The 22761-nt window shown below is 50.9% G+C and carries 19 protein-coding genes and 2 pseudogenes; 8 read left to right on the forward strand and 13 right to left on the reverse strand.

Features of this window, described 5'->3' with window-relative positions; all coding sequences use genetic code 11:
* Window positions 1-50 precede the first annotated feature (50 nt).
* The 13 genes from ACA108_04200 to ACA108_04260 form a co-directional block, all read right to left on the reverse strand.
* The gene (locus ACA108_04200) at window positions 51-410 is read right to left on the reverse strand and encodes a type IV toxin-antitoxin system YeeU family antitoxin (protein XEX96749.1); all 360 of its coding nucleotides are present in this window, start codon (window positions 408-410) and stop codon (window positions 51-53) included.
* A gap of 23 nt (window positions 411-433) precedes the next feature.
* Window positions 434-655: a DUF987 domain-containing protein gene (locus tag ACA108_04205; protein ID XEX96750.1), complete on the reverse strand. Its 222-nt coding sequence runs from the start codon at window positions 653-655 to the stop codon at window positions 434-436.
* Between the two features lie 20 nt (window positions 656-675).
* Window positions 676-1155 carry a DNA repair protein RadC gene (gene radC, locus ACA108_04210; protein XEX96751.1) on the reverse strand — a complete coding sequence of 160 codons (480 nt, stop codon included), beginning with the start codon at window positions 1153-1155 and terminating at the stop codon, window positions 676-678.
* An 11-nt stretch (window positions 1156-1166) separates the two neighbouring features.
* The gene (locus ACA108_04215; protein ID XEX96752.1) at window positions 1167-1637 is read right to left on the reverse strand and encodes an antirestriction protein; all 471 of its coding nucleotides are present in this window, start codon (window positions 1635-1637) and stop codon (window positions 1167-1169) included.
* Between the two features lie 267 nt (window positions 1638-1904).
* Window positions 1905-2723: a DUF932 domain-containing protein gene (locus ACA108_04220; protein XEX96753.1), complete on the reverse strand. Its 819-nt coding sequence runs from the start codon at window positions 2721-2723 to the stop codon at window positions 1905-1907.
* A 119-nt stretch (window positions 2724-2842) separates the two neighbouring features.
* A complete protein-coding gene (locus ACA108_04225; protein XEX96754.1) occupies window positions 2843-3076 on the reverse strand; it encodes a DUF905 domain-containing protein in 234 nt (77 codons plus the stop codon).
* Window positions 3077-3152: 76 nt separating this feature from the next.
* Window positions 3153-3605: an IrmA family protein gene (locus tag ACA108_04230; protein ID XEX96755.1), complete on the reverse strand. Its 453-nt coding sequence runs from the start codon at window positions 3603-3605 to the stop codon at window positions 3153-3155.
* A gap of 59 nt (window positions 3606-3664) precedes the next feature.
* A complete protein-coding gene (locus tag ACA108_04235) occupies window positions 3665-4207 on the reverse strand; it encodes a DUF4339 domain-containing protein (GenBank protein XEX96756.1) in 543 nt (180 codons plus the stop codon).
* A gap of 62 nt (window positions 4208-4269) precedes the next feature.
* Window positions 4270-4722 carry a hypothetical protein gene (locus ACA108_04240; GenBank protein ID XEX96757.1) on the reverse strand — a complete coding sequence of 151 codons (453 nt, stop codon included), beginning with the start codon at window positions 4720-4722 and terminating at the stop codon, window positions 4270-4272.
* Window positions 4719-5171 (reverse strand): YfjS/YafY family lipoprotein, encoded by a 453-nt coding sequence (locus ACA108_04245; protein XEX96758.1) that lies wholly within the window; start codon window positions 5169-5171, stop codon window positions 4719-4721. The genes ACA108_04240 and ACA108_04245 overlap by 4 nt, the downstream gene beginning before the upstream one ends.
* A 35-nt stretch (window positions 5172-5206) precedes the next feature.
* Complete coding sequence (locus ACA108_04250) at window positions 5207-5842, reverse strand: hypothetical protein (GenBank protein XEX96759.1); 636 nt, start codon at window positions 5840-5842, stop codon at window positions 5207-5209.
* On the reverse strand, window positions 5839-6552 hold the full coding sequence (locus ACA108_04255) for a helix-turn-helix transcriptional regulator (protein XEX96760.1): 714 nt from the start codon (window positions 6550-6552) through the stop codon (window positions 5839-5841). The genes ACA108_04250 and ACA108_04255 overlap by 4 nt, the downstream gene beginning before the upstream one ends.
* A gap of 260 nt (window positions 6553-6812) precedes the next feature.
* Entirely contained in the window at window positions 6813-7688 is an 876-nt protein-coding gene (locus ACA108_04260) for a GTPase family protein (GenBank protein ID XEX96761.1), read from the reverse strand.
* A 330-nt stretch (window positions 7689-8018) separates the two neighbouring features.
* On the opposite strand from ACA108_04260, the gene ACA108_04265 reads away from it, so the two are divergent.
* The 8 genes and pseudogenes from ACA108_04265 to ACA108_04300 all read left to right on the forward strand — a co-directional run bounded on the left by ACA108_04265 (window position 8019) and on the right by ACA108_04300 (window position 22708).
* Window positions 8019-8351 carry a transposase gene (locus ACA108_04265; GenBank protein XEX98014.1) on the forward strand — a complete coding sequence of 111 codons (333 nt, stop codon included), beginning with the start codon at window positions 8019-8021 and terminating at the stop codon, window positions 8349-8351.
* Window positions 8348-8584: pseudogene (gene tnpB / locus ACA108_04270) on the forward strand (IS66 family insertion sequence element accessory protein TnpB). The gene ACA108_04265 and the pseudogene tnpB overlap by 4 nt, the downstream one beginning before the upstream one ends.
* Window positions 8569-9777 (forward strand): annotated as a pseudogene (locus tag ACA108_04275) (IS66 family transposase). The pseudogenes tnpB and ACA108_04275 overlap by 16 nt, the downstream one beginning before the upstream one ends.
* Before the next feature lie 368 nt (window positions 9778-10145).
* Window positions 10146-12908: a class I SAM-dependent DNA methyltransferase gene (locus ACA108_04280; protein XEX96762.1), complete on the forward strand. Its 2763-nt coding sequence runs from the start codon at window positions 10146-10148 to the stop codon at window positions 12906-12908.
* A gap of 14 nt (window positions 12909-12922) precedes the next feature.
* The gene (locus tag ACA108_04285) at window positions 12923-14968 is read left to right on the forward strand and encodes a DEAD/DEAH box helicase (protein ID XEX96763.1); all 2046 of its coding nucleotides are present in this window, start codon (window positions 12923-12925) and stop codon (window positions 14966-14968) included.
* On the forward strand, window positions 14961-16139 hold the full coding sequence (locus ACA108_04290; GenBank protein XEX96764.1) for a GIY-YIG nuclease family protein: 1179 nt from the start codon (window positions 14961-14963) through the stop codon (window positions 16137-16139). The genes ACA108_04285 and ACA108_04290 overlap by 8 nt, the downstream gene beginning before the upstream one ends.
* A 183-nt stretch (window positions 16140-16322) precedes the next feature.
* Window positions 16323-21275: an AAA domain-containing protein gene (locus ACA108_04295; GenBank protein ID XEX98015.1), complete on the forward strand. Its 4953-nt coding sequence runs from the start codon at window positions 16323-16325 to the stop codon at window positions 21273-21275.
* Entirely contained in the window at window positions 21272-22708 is a 1437-nt protein-coding gene (locus ACA108_04300; GenBank protein XEX96765.1) for a hypothetical protein, read from the forward strand. The genes ACA108_04295 and ACA108_04300 overlap by 4 nt, the downstream gene beginning before the upstream one ends.
* Window positions 22709-22761 lie beyond the last annotated feature (53 nt).

Consider the following 22761-nt stretch of genomic DNA (forward strand, 5'->3'; position numbering starts at 1 on the left):
AGTGGGATCTCTTTGTTGATGGGTAAAACGAGGGTAAGTAGTAAGAAGCTTTACGCGGTTGCCGCTGGTGTCGGATAAATCGCCAGGTATACGTAACCATGCGAGCCGAGGGAGTCGGCCTCGCAGGTCAGCCCTTTTGCATAGAGCGTGACACAGTGCTGATGGCGGGGAGTGAGTTCACCGCTGGTGAGCATCAGTTCAAGCTGTTTGAGCAGCAGTGGAAATGCCTGGTCGAGATGCCGTAAATCCGCGTCGCTGAACTGTCCGGTGATGCTGGTCCGGTCAGCGAGATAATGCAGACAGTTGCCCGCCTGCACCAGCCGTGCGCCAAAACAGGGCGTGATACTGCGTTTAAGCCCCCACCAGGGTTCAGTGATATCGTGGTTTACTATCGGTGTTTTATTCGACAATTTTAACCTTCCTTAAACGTGTGTTAATTCAGCGTGACGCTGCGTAATACGACATAGTGGCCGTTGCGGTTCTGACGGCGTTCAGCGAAGACCGCGAGCACACCGCTGATATCCTGAACCTCCTGCCCGGCGTAGTGGCAGATGCTGCCAGACCATTTGTATTTACCCGTGCAGAAGGGAAACAACCGGGACTGCGGATGCTGGCGGTATATCGCCATAGCCTGACGTTTACTGATAATTTTCATTGGGTTATTCTCCTGTTGTGCTACAGCCAGCCACGATCTGCAAACGAGGTGATCTCCATGCCACCGACCACCAGGTGGTCCAGCAGGCGGATATCAACCAGGTCCAGCGCCTGCTGAATACGCGTAGTGACCTGACGGTCTGCCTTGCTGGGTTCAGCCTCCCCGGAGGGATGGCTATGGGCGACAATGACAGCGGCGCAGTTATGCTTCAGACCGGCCTTCACCACTTCGCGGGGATGGACCTGCGTATGGTTGATGGTGCCGGTAAATAGCGTTTCGTGGGCTATCAGGCGATGCTGGTTATCGAGAAAGAGCGCGGTAAACTCTTCCCGCTCCAGTGACGCGAGCTGCAGGCGTAGCCAGTCGCGGACGGCATGGCTGGAAGTAAATGACGCCCCGGTTTCACGTAGCTGGCACTCCAACAGAGATAAGGCTTTCCTGACTGTCTGCAGGTCGGCAGGGGCTAATTCACGGGCAAACAACGGTAACTGTTGCTCCATAGCGGCTGACCTCAGTCGATGATGTGCATGATGGCGTTGCATTCCGCGTGGTTGAGCGCGTAGTCCCGCAGGCGGTAGTAGTGCTCCGTCATGGCGTCGCATTCGGTACGGCAGGCATGGTGGCTGTAAGCCATCAGACAGACCGCAATCCCTGCAGCTTCAGCACTCATGTCACCGCCGTTGCCGTTCATCGTGTTAAACAGCGACCAGAGTTCATCGTTCTCCACTTCCGGGGCCATAAACGCACCGCCGTTGCTCAGCGTGTAAAAATTCCAGATGCCGCCGTTGTAGTCCGTGCTGAAGCGGTCCATCCACGCGAAGATGGTCGGCTCAAGGATTATCCACTGCGGAATGCTGCCAAAGTGCTGCGGCCAGAAGCTGATGCGGTTCTCATCGGTTACCGGTATAGCGATAATCTGATGCTGAGCCGCAGCAAGAGCATCTGCTGCGGGTGTGAACAGTGGCAGAGTGTTATCGGTCATGTTGTTTTTCCTCTTTCATTCATTGTGTTGGGGATACTGGTTCAATCGGAGTGACGGACAGGACTGCGCATAGCCGTCTTCATCACAGTGTGAGGGCCAGTGGCCGTCAGCGAGACTTAACCGGCAGAAACTGAGTTCACCGGGACGATAAAGAAGGTGTGAGCATAGGCGCACAGGTCGTCATCGGAGATGGAGCGGCTGCCGGGGTTGTTCTCCAGGGGGCAGGATAAATGGCGATCGGGTGGGCGTTATCAGGCAGCGGTGGCATCAGCTCAGAGCCTGCTGCAGTTTTTCTGCCATCACCCAGAGTGCCCGGTTGAGCTTAACGTCGCCGTCGATGCCTTTCACCGCGCGGGTATGGCTGCGTTTGCCTTTGGCAGTACGTCCAGGCAGCCCCCCTTTGAGCAGGTTCTCCTGGCACCGATTAAAAACTGACCACAGGTCATCCTGACGGTCTTCATAGCGGCGGGGTGTCAGTATCTGCGCTTCCGTCACCGGCTGGTGCTCTTCCCCGAAGCGGTACGTCAGCGCGGCTCTGGCAAAAGCCTGTTGTGCCGGTGGCGGGAGTAAAAGCGACTGCATCGCATCACGCTTCTCTTCCACCCGGTCGAACACACCGAGGACTTCGTAAGCGCCTTCAATCACTTTCTCCACGACATTTCCCCGGTGTGGCACTCGCACCTCGCCAAATGACTGCCCGCAGACGAGACCGTTGGTACAGATGGCACGGAAATACCCCGGCAACATCTGGTAACTGGACGAACCGTCATGCGAATTGAGCAGGATAATTTCCGGCACCTGCTGACCGGTTATCTGCCCGGAGCGACGCAGGCGCAGCATATGTTTCGTATGCTCACGGCGGCTCTGGTCCCTGACGCGGGTCTGGCAGGCAAAGAACGGCTGGAATCCTTCACGCTGCAGGTTCTCCAGCAGGGTAATGGTCGGTATGTAGCTGTAATGGTCTGAACGGGACACGTGCTTACCTTCCCCGAAGACGCTGGGAACAACCTGCATTAATTCTTCATGGGTTAAGGGGCGGTCGCGGCGGATCTGATTGATACGGCCAAAGCGGCTGGCGAGTCGCATGGATAACTCCTTATTCTCTCGATAAAAATACGAAAGGCCACACTTCCCGAAGGAGGTGTGGCCTAGCTCTGTTTATAACATCGTTGCGGGTGGTATGCTGAAGGTAACGGTAGTATGTATTACGTTGTGGCTCTGCGAATGCCATCGCTGGTGAGATAGCGGTTCAGCCAGTAACCCGCCTCCGGCTCAAAGTTCCTGGCCCGCCAGTGCATCCTGCCGTCGGTATCCCGGACCACCAGGCGAAAATGTGTGTTCTGGTCATCCTCTGTAGCAACGTTGGTGTATTGTGACGCCACAGCCGCTGACTGCTGGCGGGTAAACGGACCATCAGGCAGTACAGTAAGTTCTGGCATACAGATTGTTTCCTTAATAACAAAAAGCCCCTGTTGCATAAGCGACAGGGGCTGGAACAGCCGGGTAATGATGGCATCAGGATGCCTTACCTCCGGCAGCCGACACCGGTAGTGGACGATAATACTGCGGGTCAAACACGGACAGCGGCAGGTCAGTCTGATAACCCTCAGAGGCTTCCGTCGCCTTCATGATTTCGACGGAACTGACGTTTTCCACACATTCATGTTCCAGTGAGGCATCCTGAGTTCGGGAGGCATCGCTGTCGCCAAACGGCTCAACGCCCATCTCCCCCACAGCCAGTATATTACCCTGTTTGTCTTTCAGGCGCAGGGAAAGGGTCAGTGGCCCGAAGCCTTCCCCGCTGCCGCCGTTGTCAAGGCGGAACCGGTAAACACAGATATTACCAGGCACCCACACAGTGTCCGTATTGCGGATACTGATATAACGTTGCTCTTCTGCATGAGCGGGTGTCAGCAGACACAGACTCAGGGTCGCAGCGGAAATAACACTTTTCAGCATGTTGTTCATTGATATTGTTCCTTGATTTAACTTGCCTGCTCATCCGGGCCGGACAGCGCTGATGCCGGTTATCCTGCGCCCAGGACTGTCACTGTCAGCGTGACCAGCCAGACCCAGAAGTAAGCCGGTTTTTGTCCGAGGGCTTTTGCCCGACGCCACAGATAAAACGGAACCAGCCAGGCCAGCCAGCCAAAGGCGGCGGTATCAACGCCGGATTTACGGAGCCGTCGTTCATCCAGATACCCCAGCGCAATATTCAGTATCAGTGTGATAAACCAGTATTGCCCCTCCGTCACGGCGGCATACGCCTCTTCAAATTCCATTCCGCTCAGCCCGGCCGTCCACATCTCCAGGGCATACCCAATCAGGGGCGCAAAGGCCAGCGTCCAGACCACGCTTCCGGGGATACGATTGCCGGGCAGCGCGGGGGGAACCGCACATTGTTTCAGGACATCTGCCAGCGGCGTGGCTGACAGCGGCTGCCATTCCGTCATGCCCTGTTGCCATACCAGCGTTGAGGCATTCAGCTCCCCGCGCTGAATACGTTCGGTTATGTCGGCTTCGGTCACATTGTCGTGACGCACGCCATTTTTCTCATAATGCCAGTTCATTCTTTTCCTTTATTTTTAATGTGTTAAATGAATACGGGAAGCTTCTCCCTGAGGCGGGGAGTTCACTCTTCAATGTATTCGAAAGAACCGACTGGCTTGCCGTTGTAGTACATCACGACGTCGGCCAGTGATTTCCTGTTCTGTGGTTTGACAAAACCTGCACTGAATGCCTTGCTGCAGTACTGCTCCAGGGACATTTTCGCCGTCGGGACCAACTCCATGGCGTCACCATTAGAACGGTCAACCACACCCCAGATACCGTTGGGGCATTTCCAGTCGGTGGGGACCATTCTGACAATGGCAACGCGCCCATTTTCCGATTGCGAAACCACTTCACACATCTTTCTCACCAGTTTGTACTGGTTACACCAGAAGGGTTTGTTGTGTTTTACATCGCGGGTGTAGGCCGGAATGCCGCCTTTGATGGCACCCTGAAAACCGCCATCAGCATGGGCCGGTGTCAGCAAATACAGACTCAGGACTGCAGCAGAGATAACACCTTTCAGCTTCTTCATGGATGGTTCTCCTGGTTATCCGGCAGCAAGAGTTTCCCCATTTCCTTGCCATCGTGCGAATACACCACCGATTTCTCACCCGTGTAGCTGTCGGTCTCGATCCGGAAGCTCAGAGTAATATTGTCCGCGAGACACAGGGCGGCTATCAGCGGCTGCACAGTTTTCTGCTGCATATCAGCAATGTAGTAATAACTGCCGGACTCACAGCCTTCCGGCGACTGGCGGGTTTTCATTACCGTGTATAGCGGTGTGCCGAAGGCATCCTTTTTTACCCATTCCTGCTCGATATCGGATTTATGCGCCACCACGTCGCTGAAGGGCGGCGGAGTCAGGTCCTTAAATCGGGCAATCGTCTTCACGCCTGCATCTTCCTTGCTGTCGCAGCCGGAGAGCAGCAGAGTGCCGATGACCACCAGAGAGGTCGTCAGACGTGTAGTAAATATATTCATGTTAAAAACTCCCTGTTATGGTTGTTTTCAGCGGGTCAGCAGTTGCCGGTACGACGGCATAATTCCGCCAGGCTCTGTTTCGCTACCCACTGTTGCAACTCTCGATCTTTTTCAGAACGCTTAGCTGCCAGTGCAGCCTGCTGCTGTTTGTCAATACAATTATCCTTCACCATCATCACGACTTCCGGCGTGAGTTGTTTTCTAAGCTCAGCAGCTTTCGCATCTACGTCTTCAACAGGTGGGTCCTGATAGAGAAGACGATCTTCAACAATCGTCCAGTAGTTTGCCATTCGGTCATCTACAATGGCGAAATAACAGCCACTCCCGTCATCAGTTCCCCGATAAACTACCTGAAGATGTAACGGATACTCGTCGCGAGGTTTTATATCGATGTATTTGACAGTTTTAGCTTTCTTGTCTGCCAGATAAAGCGAACTACCGCCTCTGCTACGAAGCAGAAAGTGATTCGTCCAGGGATAATTATCAAGAACGACCGCCTGGTATAACTCGTTATGCATGCGGTTATCATCGTATCCATCAGCGGATTTCCAGCCATCAGCCTGCATGTACTGCCAGGCCTTAACTGAACCCACGATATTTTCTGCGATGGCCGGGGTCACAGAGGTAATGCAGAGGCTGGCGGCCAGCGCCGCCGAGGTGAGTAATTTCATGCCTGTTCCTTATGGGTAAGCTGCCCGTAACTGCCGTCAGCGAGTAGTGAATGAAAAACATGAAAATGAGGTAACGCCTGTAAAAAATCCGGGTGTGACAGAATGCGGGTGAAATGTCCGTCTGGTGTGAAGGTTTCCGCGTGAAACGTCACGGAGTGAACTGTGTGCAGTGCAAAAACGGTTATCCGGGCAAGGTGTTCCCCCACCAGAAACCACCCACCGGCGCTGAAAATCAGTCGGTAGGGGGCAAGGTTGTCGCAACGGCATCCGTCAGCCAGCAGGGTTACCTTCCTGTTTTCTGATACCGCCCTGACCAGTCGTGTGAAGATGCCTGGGCGGGAAGACGTTACGGATGCCCCCGGATGCCAGATAAGACATGGCGAGGAGTCCTTGCTGCTCAGCAATGAATTGACCAGATGGTGGTCCATATCAGGAAACAACGCGCCAGTGCCTGACTGACGGGCAAACTGCATTGCGGCCTCCTCCCGAATCTCCTGACGGCCTCCGGTCAGCAGACGGCAGCAGCCATCCTGATATTCGAGGTCGAGATAAATCAGACGCTCGCGGAAATCACGATGTAGGGTACGCTCCGAGACGCCAAACTCAGCGGCCAGTTTGCGCATATTCAGCGTTTCACCCGCGAGCAGACGGCTGATAATCAGAGAAAGCCGGACAGACAGGCGGTCATAACGACGCTCAGCCTGAGACATGTATTATCTCCGTGTTGGGTAATTGATTAATAAAGAAGGTATTACTGTAAAGGATGGGACTGACAGGTTGTGTCCGTCATACGTAGCGAAACGCCTGGTGCAAGAAGACTGTGTGGATGCAACGTCGGCAGTGGTGACGCGCTTATGACTGGTGGTATCTTTTTCTGGTTAAGACAGGTTATGTCTGCCTGAAAATAATCATCTATCAGGCTGCGAATAAACAGAGTCATCCACTACCATCCTGACGACCTTTTACTCATTCAGAAGAAAATCCAATCCCAGACAGCCCGCGCCACCGACACCACTACATCACGCACGGTACGAATCACCGCCTTCAGCGGGGCGGGCAGGAACGACGATGACTCAGCCGTATCGAACACCCGGCCTACCGCCTCACCGAAGCCGTCACGGGCCTGCGACTTTACCGGCTCCGTGCAGAGCCTCCCGTGCAGTTGTGTCGCCAGCGGGCTGGTGGCGCGGTCCGGAAGACAGCGCATCATGGTTGCCACCATCGCTTCCACGCCCCAGCCGGTCAACGCTGACACCACGCAGACCGGATGACGGGGAGTGAACATCGTGGTAATGGCGGCCTGTTTCGCCTTCAGGTTTTCCCGTTGCTGTGGTGAAGGTGTGCCGGTACGAGTATCCCATTCGTGGCTGGGTTCGATTTTGTCGGCCTGATTCAGCACGAACAGCACCTGCTGCTGGTAAGGTTGCATCACACCGTTCCAGAACTGCTCGTCCACCGACAGCGCACGGTCATCAGCTTTGATGACCCACAGCACCAGGTCAAGCTCTGGCAGCATACGCCGGTACAGGGCGCGGTATTCATGGTCCCGTTGTCCGTTCTCTCCCACGCCCGGTAAATCAACAATCACCAGACTGTGACGACCACTGCGCAGCCGGAAGCGCAGTATGTCGCGGGTGCAGGCGTTCACATCACTGACGGCGGAGACTTTCCCCCGAAAGAGTTCGTTACAGAGCGACGACTTACCGGCACCACTCTTGCCCATGATGCCAATCACCGGCTCGTAGTGGGTCAGATTCTGAATACGTTCAAGAATAAGCTGGCGAAGCGTATCGGGAAGCGACGCCAGCGGTTTTTCCAGGGCCTGAAGGCCATCAGTTTTATTCATACAGGGTTCTCAGCGTGAAAAACAAAAATTCCCGCGCTCCGGTCAGGGAGGCGGGGGATTCACGGAGATAATATCTATCTGAATTTATTTAGAATATAAGCAGGCTCATGTAACTGTAGCAGTGTCAACTTTACATCACAGCTCATGTTGGCTGGTGGTATTTTGCCAATAATAGACATTTACGCTTGGGTTTAGAGTAAGCGTTGTCTCAAAAACGTCTGGCTCTGAAACCACTATCCTGTAACTTAAGCCCCCACTTAATTTGCAGGTGGACACCTAATGCGCGCCAAAGAAAGACTTCCCCGAAAACGATATTCCCCTGAGTTTAAAATGGAACTGGTCAGGCTGGCACTTGAAAAAGAAGGAAGTGTTGCTGCGCTGGCCCGACAACATGATGTCAATGACAACCTGCTCTTTAAATGGATAAGGCTCTGGCAACGTGAAGGGCGGGTCTGCCACCCACGGAAAAACGCATCGTCGCTTCCTGCTCTCATACCCGTGCAATTTCGGGCAGAGCCATCTCCCCCAACGCCCGAACCGCCATCCTGTTCACCTCAGACTGCCTGTCACATAAAATGTCGGGGCGGAGATATAACACTGACTCATCCCTCAACTGAACTCATCACCACTGTCCTGCGCGAACTGATGCGAGGGACTGTATGATAAATCTTCCTGCAGGCACTAAAATCTGGCTGGTTGCCGGTATCACCGACATGCGCAACGGCTTCAACGGGCTGGCGGCAAAAGTGCAGACGGCACTGAAAGACGACCCGATGTCCGGCCAAGTCTTCATCTTTCGGGGCTGCAGTGGCAGTCAGGTAAAATTGCTGTGGTCTACCGGCGACAGGCTGTGTCTGCTGACCAAACGGCTGGAGCGTGGTCGCTTCGCCAGACCCGCACCCGTAAACCGTTCCCCGAATCACTCCCTCGTGACGAAAAACGGCTGTTGTCGGCGGCATCATGCTGCCCGGACTGTGGCGATTCACTGCGCTGGCTGGGTGAAGATACTGCTGAACAGCTGGAGCTGATGCGCAGCGCCTTCCGGGTTATCCGGACCGTGCGGGAAAAACACGCCTGTACAAAATGCGACGTTATCGTGCAGGCCCCCGCGCCTTCACGTCCCATCGAGCGGGGTATCGCCGGAGCGGGGCTGCTGGCCCGGGTACTGGGCTCAAAGTATGCAGAGCATACCCCGCTGTACCGCCAGTCTGAAATATATAGCCGCCAGGGTGTGGAACTGAGCCGCTCCCTCCTGTCGGGCTGGGTGGATGCATGCTGCAGGCTGCTGTCACCGCTGGAGGAGGCGCTTCGGGGCTATGTCCTGAGCGACGGCAAACACCATGTCGATGATACCCCGGTCCAGATGCTGCTGTCGGGCAATAAGAAGACGAAGTCCGGGCGATTGTGGAAGTACGTTCGTGATGACCGCAACGCCGGGTCAGCAGTCGCACCGGCGGTGTGGTTCGCTTACAGCCCGGACAGAAAAGCCATCCACCCGCAGACCCATCTTGCCGGCTTCAGGGGAGTGCTGCAGGCGGATGCGTATGCAGGATTCAACGAGTTGTACCGCGGTGGCCAGATAACGGAAGCCGCCTGCTGGGCTCACGCCCGCCGTAAAATCCACGATGTGTACGCCCGCACGCCGTCGGCGCTGACGGAGGATGCCCTGAAGCGTATCGGCGGGTTGTATGCCATCGGGGCGGAAATAAGGGGAATGCCGGCGGAGCAACGTCTTGCTGAACGTCAGCAGAAAGCGAAACCGCTGCTGAAATCCCTGGAAAGCTGGCTGCGTGAAAAGATGAACACCCTGTCACGACACTCAGAGCTGGCGAAAGCGTTCGCGTACGCCCTTAACCAGTGGCCGGCCCTGACGCACTATGCAGGCAATGGCTGGACAGAAGCCGATAACAACATCGCTGAAAAGGCGCTGCGGATGGTCAGTTTGGGGAGAAAAAACTGGCTGTTCTTCGGCTCAGACCACGGAGGTGAGCGTGTAGCGCTGATGTACAGTCTGATCGGGACGTGCAAACTAAACGGCGTGGATCCAGAAAGCTACCTTCGTCATGTGCTTGACGTCATAGCTGACTGAACAGTCAACCGGGTCAGGGTCAGCGGGGAAAACCATATTCGGTGCAACCTTAATACGTTTTAAGAAAACCAGAAATAAGAACGGAAGTTACTCACATGCGAGCGTCTCATATACCATGAATTTAGCAGTCTTTAATTGGCTGAAAATATGTATATTTTATCGAAAATATCTCAATGCTAAAATTCTCGCCATAAATACATAATAGGGCTTTCTGAAACGTGGATCTGAGACTGAATCAGCTACAGCGCTGGGTTCTATTCTGTTAAACTTACGGTCAAAAATTTCCAAGAAAACCTAGGATATGACATGAATTCACTGCACACCAGTAGCAGCAGGGCGGTCACATGCCAATGGAGAACTGTAAGCAAATGAACGCCGTAGAAATTGAACAAGCCATCACGGATCTTGCAGAGCAACCCTTTGATCCCATAGAGTTTCCTTATGCTTTCCTTGAAGCCTTTGGTAACAAGGAAACGACTATCAAACGCTTGCGAGCCGGAGCATCGAATAAGTCCGATTTGGGCGGCGTTCTTCAGACCAATAACATTCACATTTTGGCTAGTGAAGAAGGGCAAGTAACACAAATGCTTGCTTCACTCAAGGCCAGCCCGGCAACAGGCAAAGCCAAGGCCAAATTCATCCTCGCCACAGATGGAAAAGACTTCGAAGCTGAAGACCTCATCAGCGGCCAGACTGTCGCTTGTGCCTTTAAAGACTTTCCCGATCACTTCGGTTTCTTTTTGCCACTGGCAGGTATCAGCACTGTTCGGCAGATCAGCGAAGACGCCTTTGACATCCGGGCTACAAGCCGCCTGAACCGCCTTTACGTTGAACTGCTGAAAGACAACCCTGAATGGGGTACTGCGGAGCGTCGTCATGACATGAATAAGTTCATGGCGCGTCTAATATTCTGTTTTTTTGCTGAAGATACTGACATATTCATAGGCAAGGGGCGCTTTACTGACACCATTGCACAGATGAGTGAGCGCGATGCTTCTAATATGCACGAGGTCATCGGCACGCTCTTTCGTGCTATGAACACTCCAGACTATGAGCGTGCCGCAGTAGGTATTCCGCGCTGGGCTGCAGAATTTCCATATGTTAACGGCGCTTTGTTCTCAGGTACGGAAGAGGTGCCGCGCTTCAGCCGTATCGCGCGCTCCTACCTGCTTCACGTTGGCAATCTGGACTGGACCAGAATAAATCCGGACATATTCGGCTCGATGATTCAAGCAATTGCCGAAGATGAAGAGCGCGGTGAATTAGGGATGCACTACACTAGTGTTCCCAACATCCTGAAGGTACTGAACCCACTATTCCTCGACGAACTGCGTTCAAAGCTGGAAGATGCGGGCGAAAATCCACGCGCTTTGCTCAATTTGCGCAAGCGTATCGCCCGTATACGCATTTTTGATCCAGCCTGTGGTTCGGGCAACTTTTTGGTCATTGCTTATAAAGAAATGCGTGCCATTGAAGCTGAGATTAACTGGAGGCGAGGCGAACCTGATCGCCCATCTGATATTCCGGTCACAAATTTTCGTGGCATTGAGCTGCGCGACTTCCCGGCAGAGCTCGCCCGCCTTGCGTTGATTATCGCAGAATACCAGTGTGATGTACTCTATCGTGGGCAGAAGTTGGCCTTGGCCGAATTCTTGCCACTACGCAGCGAGAATTGGATCACTTGTGGAAATGCGCTGCGGATCGATTGGTATAGCTTAATGGATGTGAGTGGCTCAGGAGTTAAGGTGGTTTCAGACGATATCCTGCAAACTCCACTTGATCAAGCTGAAATCGAGTTTGAACATGAAGGCAGCGAAACATATATCTGTGGAAACCCTCCTTATAAAGGAACCAAAAATCAATCCGCTGAACAGAAGGCAGATCTATTGTTTGTCTTTTCTAAATATCCTGGAACTTTCAAAGTGCTCGACTACGTGAGCGCATGGTTCGTGAAAACTGCGGAGTACCTCTCCCATGTAAATGGAGCAGCCGCTTTCGTCAGTACAAACTCAATTTGTCAAGGGAACCAAGTTCCTGTGCTGTGGCCACTGATAATGGGACTAGGTGTCAGGATCTCGTTCGCGTACACATCTTTCAAATGGTCTAACCTTGCAACCCACAATGCTGGTGTAACAGTCGTTGTAATTGGGTTGACGCGTAGTTTTGGAACGAAGTGTAGATTATTTGAGCATCAAGGTGAGGGAATAGTCGAGAGAGAGGTAGATAATATCAATGCCTACTTGGTTCCAAATGCAGACATCTTTATAAACAAGAAATCTGATCCTCCTCCTGGCTGCGCCCCGATGGTACTTGGTAATCAGCCATACGAAGGCGGTCATCTAATTTTCGATAGTAAGGGGATTGAAGCCCTTTGCATCCCAAAGGATGTTCGAGAGACGATCACGCGCAAAATCTTAGGTTCGAGCGAGGTAATTAACGGTAGCGAGAGATACTGTCTCTGGATTGAGAATGAGAATTTTGCGCTGGCCACATCGTTTCCAGCAGTCTCAGCGCAGATCAATAAAGTCAAAGAATGGCGCTTAAAGAGCGAGCGGCAGGCAACGCGTTCTATGGCCACTCGACCGCATCAGTTTTGTGAGATGAAGTGTGGAAATCAGTCGGTAATAATTGTTCCAATCCGGAGTTCTGAGAATCGGGAATACCTTCCCGTGGCTCTATTCGATGAGCGGACTACAGTAAATAACCTTGCTTATTCGATCTATGATGGATCTTTGTTTAATTTGGCACTAATAGCATCAAGATTGCATCTAATCTGGATTAGCACCGTCTGTGGAAAGCTAGAAACACGATTTAGTTACTCAAACAAAATGGGTTGGAACACTTTTCCGGTGCCAATGCTTACAGATAAGAATAAGGAAGACTTAACACGCTGTGCCGAGGACATTTTGCTGGCGCGAGAACATCATTTCCCAGCAACAATTGCAGAGCTGTATGACCCCGAAAATATGCCCGCTGATCTACGTGCCGCGCATGCTCGCAACGACGAAGTGCTTGAACGCATCTACATCGGCCGTCGCTTTAAGAATGATACCGAGAGGCTTGAGAAGCTGTTCGACCTCTATATCAAGACGGCCACCTCGGCTGTACCGGCTAAGGGAAAAAAGAGTTAAGAAGGAGCCAACATATGAGCGTCAAGATCAATTCAGTACCATCCGTTTCCGTTACTTATGCACGCAACGGAGCATCGACCAAGGCTAATGCCCTTGGGATGCGCCCTATGCAAGAACGGGCCTATGAGAAGCGCGGAGAACAATATCTTCTCATAAAGTCGCCGCCCGCCTCTGGCAAGAGTCGTGCGCTGATGTTCGTCGCACTCGATAAACTCGCAAACCAGGGGATCAAACAGGCAATCATTGTCGTGCCGGAAAAATCTATTGGCGCGAGCTTCAACGATGAACCACTATCGCAGTTTGGATTCTGGGCTGATTGGCATGTCGAACCTAAGTGGAACCTATGCAACGCGCCCGGTAACGACAACGGTGGCAAGGTAAGAGCTTTCGGCTCTTTTCTTGAAAGTAGCGACAAGGTGCTTGTTTGCACACACGCAACCTTTCGCTTCGCGGTCGATGCCTACGGCGTAGAAGCGTTTGACGATCGCCTGATCGCCGTCGATGAATTCCACCATGTGTCAGCTAACCCGGATAACAAGCTTGGTCAGCATCTGGGGCAGTTCATCGCGCGTGACAAGACACACATCGTTGCCATGACCGGCTCCTACTTCCGGGGTGATGCGGAGGCCGTTTTGGCTCCTCAGGATGAGTCCAGGTTCGATACCGTCACCTATACCTACTACGAACAACTCAACGGTTACGAATACCTCAAGCAACTTGACATCGGCTACTTCTTCTACAGTGGCTCCTACGTCGATGACATCCTTAATGTCCTCGATCCTGACAAGAAGACCATTATCCATATACCCAACGTCAATTCGCGCGAGAGCACGAAGGATAAAATTAAGGAAGTGGAACATATTCTTGGCGCGCTTGGCGATTGGCAAGGTGCGGATCCTGCGACAGGTTTCCAGTTAGTCAAATGCCGCGATGGCCGAATGTTGCGTATCGCTGATCTGGTGGACCCAACTAGCCAAGGCAAGATTCAGGAAAGCCTTCGAGCTGTAGAAATGAAGACAGACCGTGATTATGTGGACATCATTATTGCACTTGGTATGGCGAAGGAAGGTTTCGACTGGATCTGGTGCGAACATGCGCTGACTGTGGGCTACCGTGCTAGCCTGACTGAGATCGTGCAGATTATCGGTCGCGCCACTCGTGACGCTCCGGGTAAAACCCGCGCGAGATTTACTAACTTGATCGCCGAGCCGGACGCTGTAGAGGGCGCAGTTACTGAGGCAGTCAACGATACCTTGAAAGCTATCGCGGCGAGCTTGTTGATGGAGCAGGTACTGGCTCCGCGCTTCGAGTTTAAGCCCAAGAATCCAGAAAGCGGCCCGACTCCAGGCTTTGATTATGGTGATGGAGGATATGACCCGGATAGCTGCAATTTTGGTGTTAATGAGCAGACAGGGACGTATCAAATCGAGATTAAGGGACTTGCCGAGCCCAAGAGCAAAGAAGCGGCACGCATCTGCCAGGAAGATTTAAACGAAGTGATCGCGGCCTTTGTGCAGGATAAGCCCGCCATCGAACGAGGTCTGTTCGATGAAGAGCTGATCCCTGAAGAGTTAACACAGGTTCGTATGGGTAAGATCATCAAAGAAAAGTATCCTGAACTTGATGCTGAAGATCAGGAAGCTGTACGTCAGCATGCTATCGCCGCCCTTAACCTCACGCAGCAGGCCAAGCGTATTGTCAACGGCGAGAACGATGGGACGCTCAATACTGCCCTTATTGACGGAGTGCGTCGCTTTGCGATGGACGTACGCGATTTAGACATAGACCTTATCGACCGCATCAATCCCTTTGGTGAAGCCTACGCCATACTTGCTAAGACAATGAGCGAAGATAGCTTGAAGCAGGTCGCGGCGGCCATCTCGGCCAAGCGTACCTCGATCACGCCTGAAGATGCCAAAGTGATCGCCAAGCGTGCTGCTGAATTTAAACGTGAACGTGGGCGACTCCCATCGTTAACTTCGGCGGATGCCTGGGAAAAGCACCTTGCAGAAGGTGCAGCCGCGTTTATGCGTTTTAGGGCGGAGGGACGTTATGAGTAATTCTGATTTAGACGATTTGGCGGCAGAACTTGCTGAATTTGCACCACCGGAGAAGAAAAAAGGACGTCCAGCCAGCGAGGAACGCATCATCGCAGGTTTTGAGGAAATCCAGCGCTTCGCTGACCAACATGGACGTGCGCCGCAACACGGCGAAGAGCGTGAGATCTTTGAGCGCCTCTATGCAGTGCGGCTCGACCGGCTACGCAGTCTCCCAGACTGCCGTGCCTTGCTAGAGCCGCTGGATCATCAGGGCTTGTTGGCCGGAGGGGGGGATGGAGCGGAGTCAGCGGACGAATTTATCGATATCGATAATTTGGCTGCCGAACTGGCGGATGTTACCAGCGAGGACGATATCACAGTCTTGCGTCATGTTCGTGCTAGCGCCGAAAAGCGTGCTGTACAAGGGATCGCGGATCGCAAGCCGTGCGAGGATTTTGATACATTCAAACCGCTATTTGAACAGGTGCGCAGTGATCTAAGTTCAGGGTTAAGAGTGACCCGACCTTTTGGACAGTATGCAACGATTGAAGTGGGCCATTGGTTCATCCTAGATGGTCAAACGGCTTATGTGGCTGAGGAAGGTGAAGAGTTCGATTCGCCACAGGGGAAGAAAGATGCTCGGCTGCGTGTCATTTACTCGAATGGTACGGAAAGCAACCTACTTCGGCTGTCACTGGTTCGTGCTTTGTATAAAGACGAAACAGCACGCCGAATTACCGATCCAGACATGGGGCCTTTATTCAGCGATGCTCTAGAAGAGAGCGATCTAGAAAGTGGCACCATTTATGTGTTGCGTTCGCTATCTGATAACCCTTATGTAGCTGAACATCGTGATGTCATTCACAAGATTGGAGTTACTGGCGGCAAAGTTGAGGCGCGTATTGCCAATGCGGAACACGATTCCACCTATCTGTTAGCGAAGGTCGAGGTGGTAGCTTCATACAAGCTTGCAGGCATCAACCGCACCCGGATGGAAAACCTGTTTCACAGGTTGTTCGCACCCGCACGGCTTAACATTACCATTAATGACCGTTTCGGCCATCCAGTGCAGCCCGAGGAATGGTTTCTCGTTCCGTTATTCGTCATCGATGAGGCTGTAGCACGTATCAAGGATGGTAGCATCATTGGGTATGTCTATGACCCCATGTCTGCGAAGCTGGTGAAGGCATAGGACAGAATTCACGCATTATGATGAAAATCACCAATACAGTTCGCAGGTATATTACTTCCAGAGAGAATAACGGCGATAGTGGGCATTGTTTACTTAAACTACAAAGCACTACTGAGATGATTAGTCAGGATCACTAGATAAATCAGTTTGAAGTCCTAGGGGGGGATTCCGTTGGAAGTAGAAATGTGGGATGGCGGTTTACAAGAGCAAGAAGTGGCAGCTATTGAGAAAATAAAGGCTGCGTTTTCGGATAATCTATCCAAGTCTGACAAGCCTGTTCGTGGAGGTTCTATTGGCGAGCAGCTACAAAGATATGGTTATACCGTCAACGGAATGTTCCCCTGGAAAGGTTATGCAGGTTTTCGTTTTGTTGAGGCAAAAAAAGAAGGTGAATTTGATTTAGTCATTGTTACGCATTGTAATGTGATCATTGTTGAGTTGAAGGACTGGAACCATCAACCCGTAACTGCGCGCGGAGAGACTTGGTATAAGGGTGATAAGAACATGGGACGCTCGCCGGTAAGCGTGACCCGTGGCAAAAAGTTCACGTTGGACAATAAACTCAAGCGTCTGGCAGACCGTTTTACGAACAAAGGCTATGTTCCATTTGTACATTTTTTTGTTGTGATGACTGGCAATGCGGACTTCAGTGAGTTACCGGAAGAACAACTTCACCATACAATCTCGTTAACAGATTTTCTTAAATTTGCTGATCGCAACACATTCAACAACTACTTCAGACCCCATCCAGGCTCCCAGGTTCTAAACAAAGATTTTCCCCTTTTTGATAACCTTTTCTTAGGGCCTCAGACAGCGCCAAAAGCCCTGAGGGTTAATGGCTTCGAAGCTAAGGATATGATTTTCGAACATCCTAAAAAGGTGTATCGGGAATACTTGGCAAAATCAGAAATATCAGCAAATAGCGAAGCATTGCTCAGAATATGGAATTTCCGGAACATCCAAGGAACGAAAGCGTACACGCCGGAAGGAAGAGCTGAGATCGTTTCACGTGAGCGCGAAGTGTTACAGCACATCAATCACCAGAACCGTGACCTGTATAACCACTGCCTGAGGTCTCTGACGAGTTTCCAGAAAGACGAGGTGACGGCAGAGTACTGCGAAGTCTATGAGCTTCCGCCGGGCCATGTCAGGTTTAATGAATTTATCGGAAAATATGGCAAGGCCTTTTCTGATATGGACCGTTTGAATGTGGTCAAACTGCTCATTGCGAAATTTAGCGATCTCCATGAGATGAAAATTGCGCACAGGGATATCGCCGATCACAGCCTGTGGATTTCACCTTCAAAAGAAGTCGCACTTTCGAACTTTATTTCGGCGTACCACCGGCCAGCCGGAACGGTCGGCGACTACCGTAAGCTTTTATCCGTAGGCGCAGTCGAGATAAAAGATATGCTTGATGAGGGCGAGCTTACGCCTTTTCAGCAGGATGTTCATGCCCTGGGCATTGTAGCGTGGCACTTATTAAGCGGTAAGCGCATGTCGCCTAAGAGTCTTGAGACAGTACAGGACAATATGCTAAATAGTCAGCACTGGTATTCAGATGTATTACTTGATGCCGTTGCTGCAAAATTTGCTTCCGCGACTGAATTCTTCGATGCCCTGAAACAAGCCGAACCTGCGGGCAATGCGATCCCTACATTTGATGATACTGAGCTTGATCCTTATCGGCATGCTATTAACCACTCTCGCCAGTACCGGGAAGACGATGACTTTCTGGTAGAAACATCCGACAAAGAAGTCTATATCTCGGGTGGAAGACTCGTGAAGGCCTGGCTGAACGTGGGGGGGCAGGGAGACGATCCTTCAATTAATTTCCAAGTTCTGAAATTTCTAAAACAGCTTGAGCAGCTTTCTTTAGTTAAACCAACGTATCTGCCTCAAATTCGTGAATTCGGTATCGCATCCAAATCATCAAGTCTGTACATGGTCACGGATCAGGTACAGGGAGAAACCTGGGATAAAATGGTCGTCCCGAATGATGAAAAAATCGACCTCATTGATAAGTTTGTCGCCGCCGTTGAGCACTTACACAGTCTGGGGGTTTCTCACGGGGACATCCACCCAGGCAATGTGATGCTTGGGACACAGAGTCGTTCGCTTTTCCTCATCGATATCCCCGATTTTTCACCGTCCGGTGACGAACCTAAAAACCACAGCTACAGCCCTGAATACATCGATAATTGTACTTCTTTTGAACGCGACAACTATGCAGTGATGAAGATGTCCTGCGAGTTATTAGGCATGTCATGGGGGCAGGAATCAGACATTTATCCTACTATTGCGAATGCCATCCGAGCAGAGCTGGAAGATCCGGTTTTTGGGTTTAAGGATTTGGGCCGGTTTAAAAAAGCGATAGACAGTAATGACCAGGCACCAGAACAACCCCTGATAGATATCACTGTAGGAAACGCCGATGAAATAATCTCTGTCCTGCCTGATAACGGGCATCTGTATGTCAAAGTTGAGCCAAATCCTAAAGTGCCAGCTGAAGTAAAAGTGACTTTCACCGGGATAGGTGGCAGTTTTACTGCAGTGTTCAACAAGGATCAGAAGACGCTGATTCATGGTTTCAGGCCATGGGCTCGCGCCACAATTCGTAAGCAAGATATTGATGAAAGTCAGTTCGAAATTGTTACTGGCATCAGGATTATTCCCGGTAGTCCGCAGGATATGTCAGCGTTGACAGTATTGCTTAATGAAGAAGAATCTTTTACGCGGGCAATCGAGTTGATTGCCGCACCTGAAGATGTTCAGGAACAGAATCCGCTTACGCTTCAGCTAAAAGATGCTTTTGCAAGACTTGATAAGCAGGCGCTTGAACCTGATTTAAAAGAAGTGCTGGAAATCCCGACGGTGAAGCTGTGGCGCGCCATTCTGGATACTGAAACAGAATCATATCCAAACATTGAAGTCAGCGGGGAGGTGGTCCCGGTTGCAGATGCTCATGGAGAGCTTCTTCTCCCTTACTCTGCAGACGTTGACCCACTTGGCGCTTTCAGAAGTAGTGATGAAGTCGAAGCCTTACAGGTCGATCAGGAAGGTGTTGAGCGATTTATAGGTGAGGTGTCACTTAAGAAGTCGGAGCTCAAAGAGATCCGCCTGGTCAAAGTGCGTTCAGCAGCCTACAGGCTGAAGGATTCTGATATTGTCTTCTTCCGTACAAGGCAGGATCGGGCATCTTATCAGAAACGTAAACGCGCATTGGAACGTCTCCTAGATCGAGAAAGTGTGCTGCCTGACTTAATTGACCTGTTCGACCCATCCTGCAAACAGATGGCTCAAAATTATGGTATCACTCTCAGCGATGACGATTTTGCCAGATACGACCGTGAAGATCAGCACGGAAACAAGATTAGTCTGAATGAACAGCAAAGAAAGGCGTTTAACAAACTGGTCAACAATGGCCCTCTTTCCCTCCTGCAGGGGCCGCCGGGGACCGGTAAAACCGAGTTTATCGCGGCCTTTGTCCACTATCTGATCGAAAAGCAGAATACCAAACGCATTTTACTGGTCAGCCAGTCACACGAGGCTGTAAATACAGCGGCCGAGCGCATCAGAAAGCACTGTTCCCGGCTTGGTACAGAGCTGGACGTTGTCAGGTTCAGCAACAGGGAAGGGGCCGTTTCCCCTGGCCTGAAAGATGTGTATTCAAACGCGATCACAACGGAGAAGCGTGAACTATTTAATGCTGAAATTAAGTACCGTGTTGAAGCGTTGAGTGAAGCCATTGGTCTGGAGCCGGGGTTTATTTCGGGAGTTGTACTTGCGGAACTCAGATTGTTCAGGCAAATCGATCACCTTGAGAAATTGCTCTATCAAGTTAACGATTTAACGGATTCAAAAGAGATCGGTGAACTGAAAGATATTGCAGTCGAACTCGATTTTGCCATCCGCTCCAGGCTGAGTCAGGAGTATGGGATTAACCTGGATAAAGACGCGAAGGTCTCTGCAGCAAAAGACATTCTAATTTCCAGGCTGTGTAAGGATTATGGCGTCAGACCGGATGAGGCACGACGGGTAAAGGCATTAGCTAAAATATCCCGTGATATGCAGGATGCTATGTCGGGAGAGCGAGTGAATCTGGACGAGTTTTATTCGCGTTCCAGGCAGTTAGTGGCTGGCACATGTGTTGGTATTGGACAAGGGCACATTGGCATTCAGGAGAATATCTACGACTGGGTGATTATTGATGAAGCAGCACGCTCAATTGCAAGTGAGCTGGCCATTGCAATGCAGTCGGCCCGACGCATCCTGTTGGTGGGTGACCACCTGCAGCTTCCCCCGTTGTACTCAGATGCCCACAAAGCGGCATTAGCGAGAAAGCTGGGTATCAATAACTCTCGCACTGAAATTGACGAGGTATTACGAAGTGACTTTGCCCGTGCCTTCAACTCTGCTTATGGTGCGCAAGCGAGTGCAGCTCTGCTGACCCAGTACCGTATGGCTCCACCGATTGGTGATCTCGTATCGAAGACATTCTATGACAGGAAGCTTCTGAATGGAGAACGGGCAATTCCGGATGTCTATCAGCACGCTCCAGAAGCGTTATGTAGCGTCGTAACCTGGCTTGATACTGCTAATCTGGGCCACCGGGCACATCATCTTGAAGATCGCGGAACAAGCATTTACAACCGATGTGAAGCTGACGAGATTATTTCTGTTCTTAAACAGGTATCAGAGAATGAAGAATTTGTCGCTCAGCTTTCAAATCTCGTTAACAAAGATGAAGCCGCTATCGGCGTGATATGTATGTATGCCGAACAAAAGCGGCTGCTCCGTCAGAAATTCAATCAGGAAATTTGGAGCGAGGGATTTAAGGACATTGTTAAAATTGACACTGTTGACAGTTATCAGGGTAAGGAAAACCGGATCATCATCCTGTCACTGACGCGTTCGGATAAGCAGCATAGCCCAGGTTTCTTACGAGCTCCAAACCGTATAAATGTTGCGATGTCACGCGCAATGGATCGCCTGTTGATTGTGGGTAATGCCGATATCTGGAAGGGAAACAATAAAGAACTACCATTAGGCTCAGTTGTAAGTTATATGGCTGAACGAGGTCAGGAAGCTGGATACAGGTTCCTCTCCGCTCAGCAGGGAGGCAAAAAGAAATGATATCTGATAACAAAGTAACCTATCACGAGGTTGACTTCCTGCTGCCCGCACAGAGGTTTAACATTCAGTTTTCCTATGTTTCCCAGAAGGGGCTGCCATTCATCCGGGAGTTTGTGCTAAGACTTGTTCATGTAGCCTCGATGAGCAAAGCACAAATAGCAACCTATTTCGGCCTGACCCACCGTGAGACAGAGGAGGCGATTTCCGATCTTGTGCAGCGTGGCGAATTGACGCTCTCCTCAGACGGCAGACTGACTTTAACCGACAAATCAAATGGCTATTTTTCTGAGGTTGGCGAGATACCGCACCTTTCAACTATCCAGGACAGTGGTGGTACCTTATCCTTTGATTTAGCCACATTTAGCTGCTTCAGCAACCAAACTTTCCAGGACCACTGGAGGGGAGGGTTAACATTAAAGGTTGATGACAACAACATTTCTCAAAGTGAGAAACTGGTTGAGAAGCACTTTCAGTACCAGTTTAATCAAATCTTGGATAAAGGTTATCTGTCTCACTTGCAGGTTCAGGGAGGTAAAGAACAACCTTCTATCTATACAGTTAATTCTGTTAATAAGCTGCGGCAAATACCGCTCCGTTTAACAACGGAATTTAAAATGGATAACGATGGTAAGGCTGTCGAGCGTGAAGACTATGAACAGTTAAACAGTTCGGAATGTGTTCATGAGTTAATGGCTGTTGAGATAGCTAGGTTATCACGGCATAACAATACCATGAGTATTTTTAAGGCCATGGTATCCATAAACGATGACCTTACGCTTAAGCTGTTTGACTCTAAAACGAATCAACTTAATCCATTATTTATCAAGGATATGCAGGCGCTGGAAGAATACTCAGACTCTGGCAGGACGACTTTTTTAGGCCCGGTTTATTCTAAAAACAACTGGGAAAAGCTGCAGAAAGCTCTGGCACCGGTGCTCAATCAGCGTATCAGAGACAAAACCGATTATGGCGGTAGCCCGTTCGTCTGGGTAGCTCCATCAGATCCCTACTGGTCAAAGAGCGTCCGATTTATCTCAAGCCTGAGCGATTTTCTTAACAGGTCGGCTACGAAGGATAAGCGGCTGTATAAACCGGTGCTGTACGTACCCGTCCAGGATGCAGCTGATGCCTGGGTTGCCAAACAGTGGAAGCATGAACTTGGGCAATTCCACGCGTGCGCTAAAGGGCTAGTTGAAGGATTGTTAGATGGTAATGTTGAGATCCTTCATCTTGAGGATGAGTTATCTGCCGTTATCTATCATATTTCTCAACCAGAAACGCTGCCTGTGACGATGCCATTGGGCTTCATTACAACTAACAAAGATGCAGTTAAGATTATTGGTGCGCTGATTACTGAATATGTCAAAAGCACCTCTGGTTTTGATAAGCCTCATGACTGTGGATTTCTTTCTTCAATAGTTGAAAAACATTGAAAGGATGATAATTTGCTTTTTTTTGCCTAAACCACCTCCATAGGAGGTGGTGA

This window comes from Dryocola sp. LX212, from assembly GCA_041504365.1.
Lineage (GTDB): Bacteria > Pseudomonadota > Gammaproteobacteria > Enterobacterales > Enterobacteriaceae > Dryocola.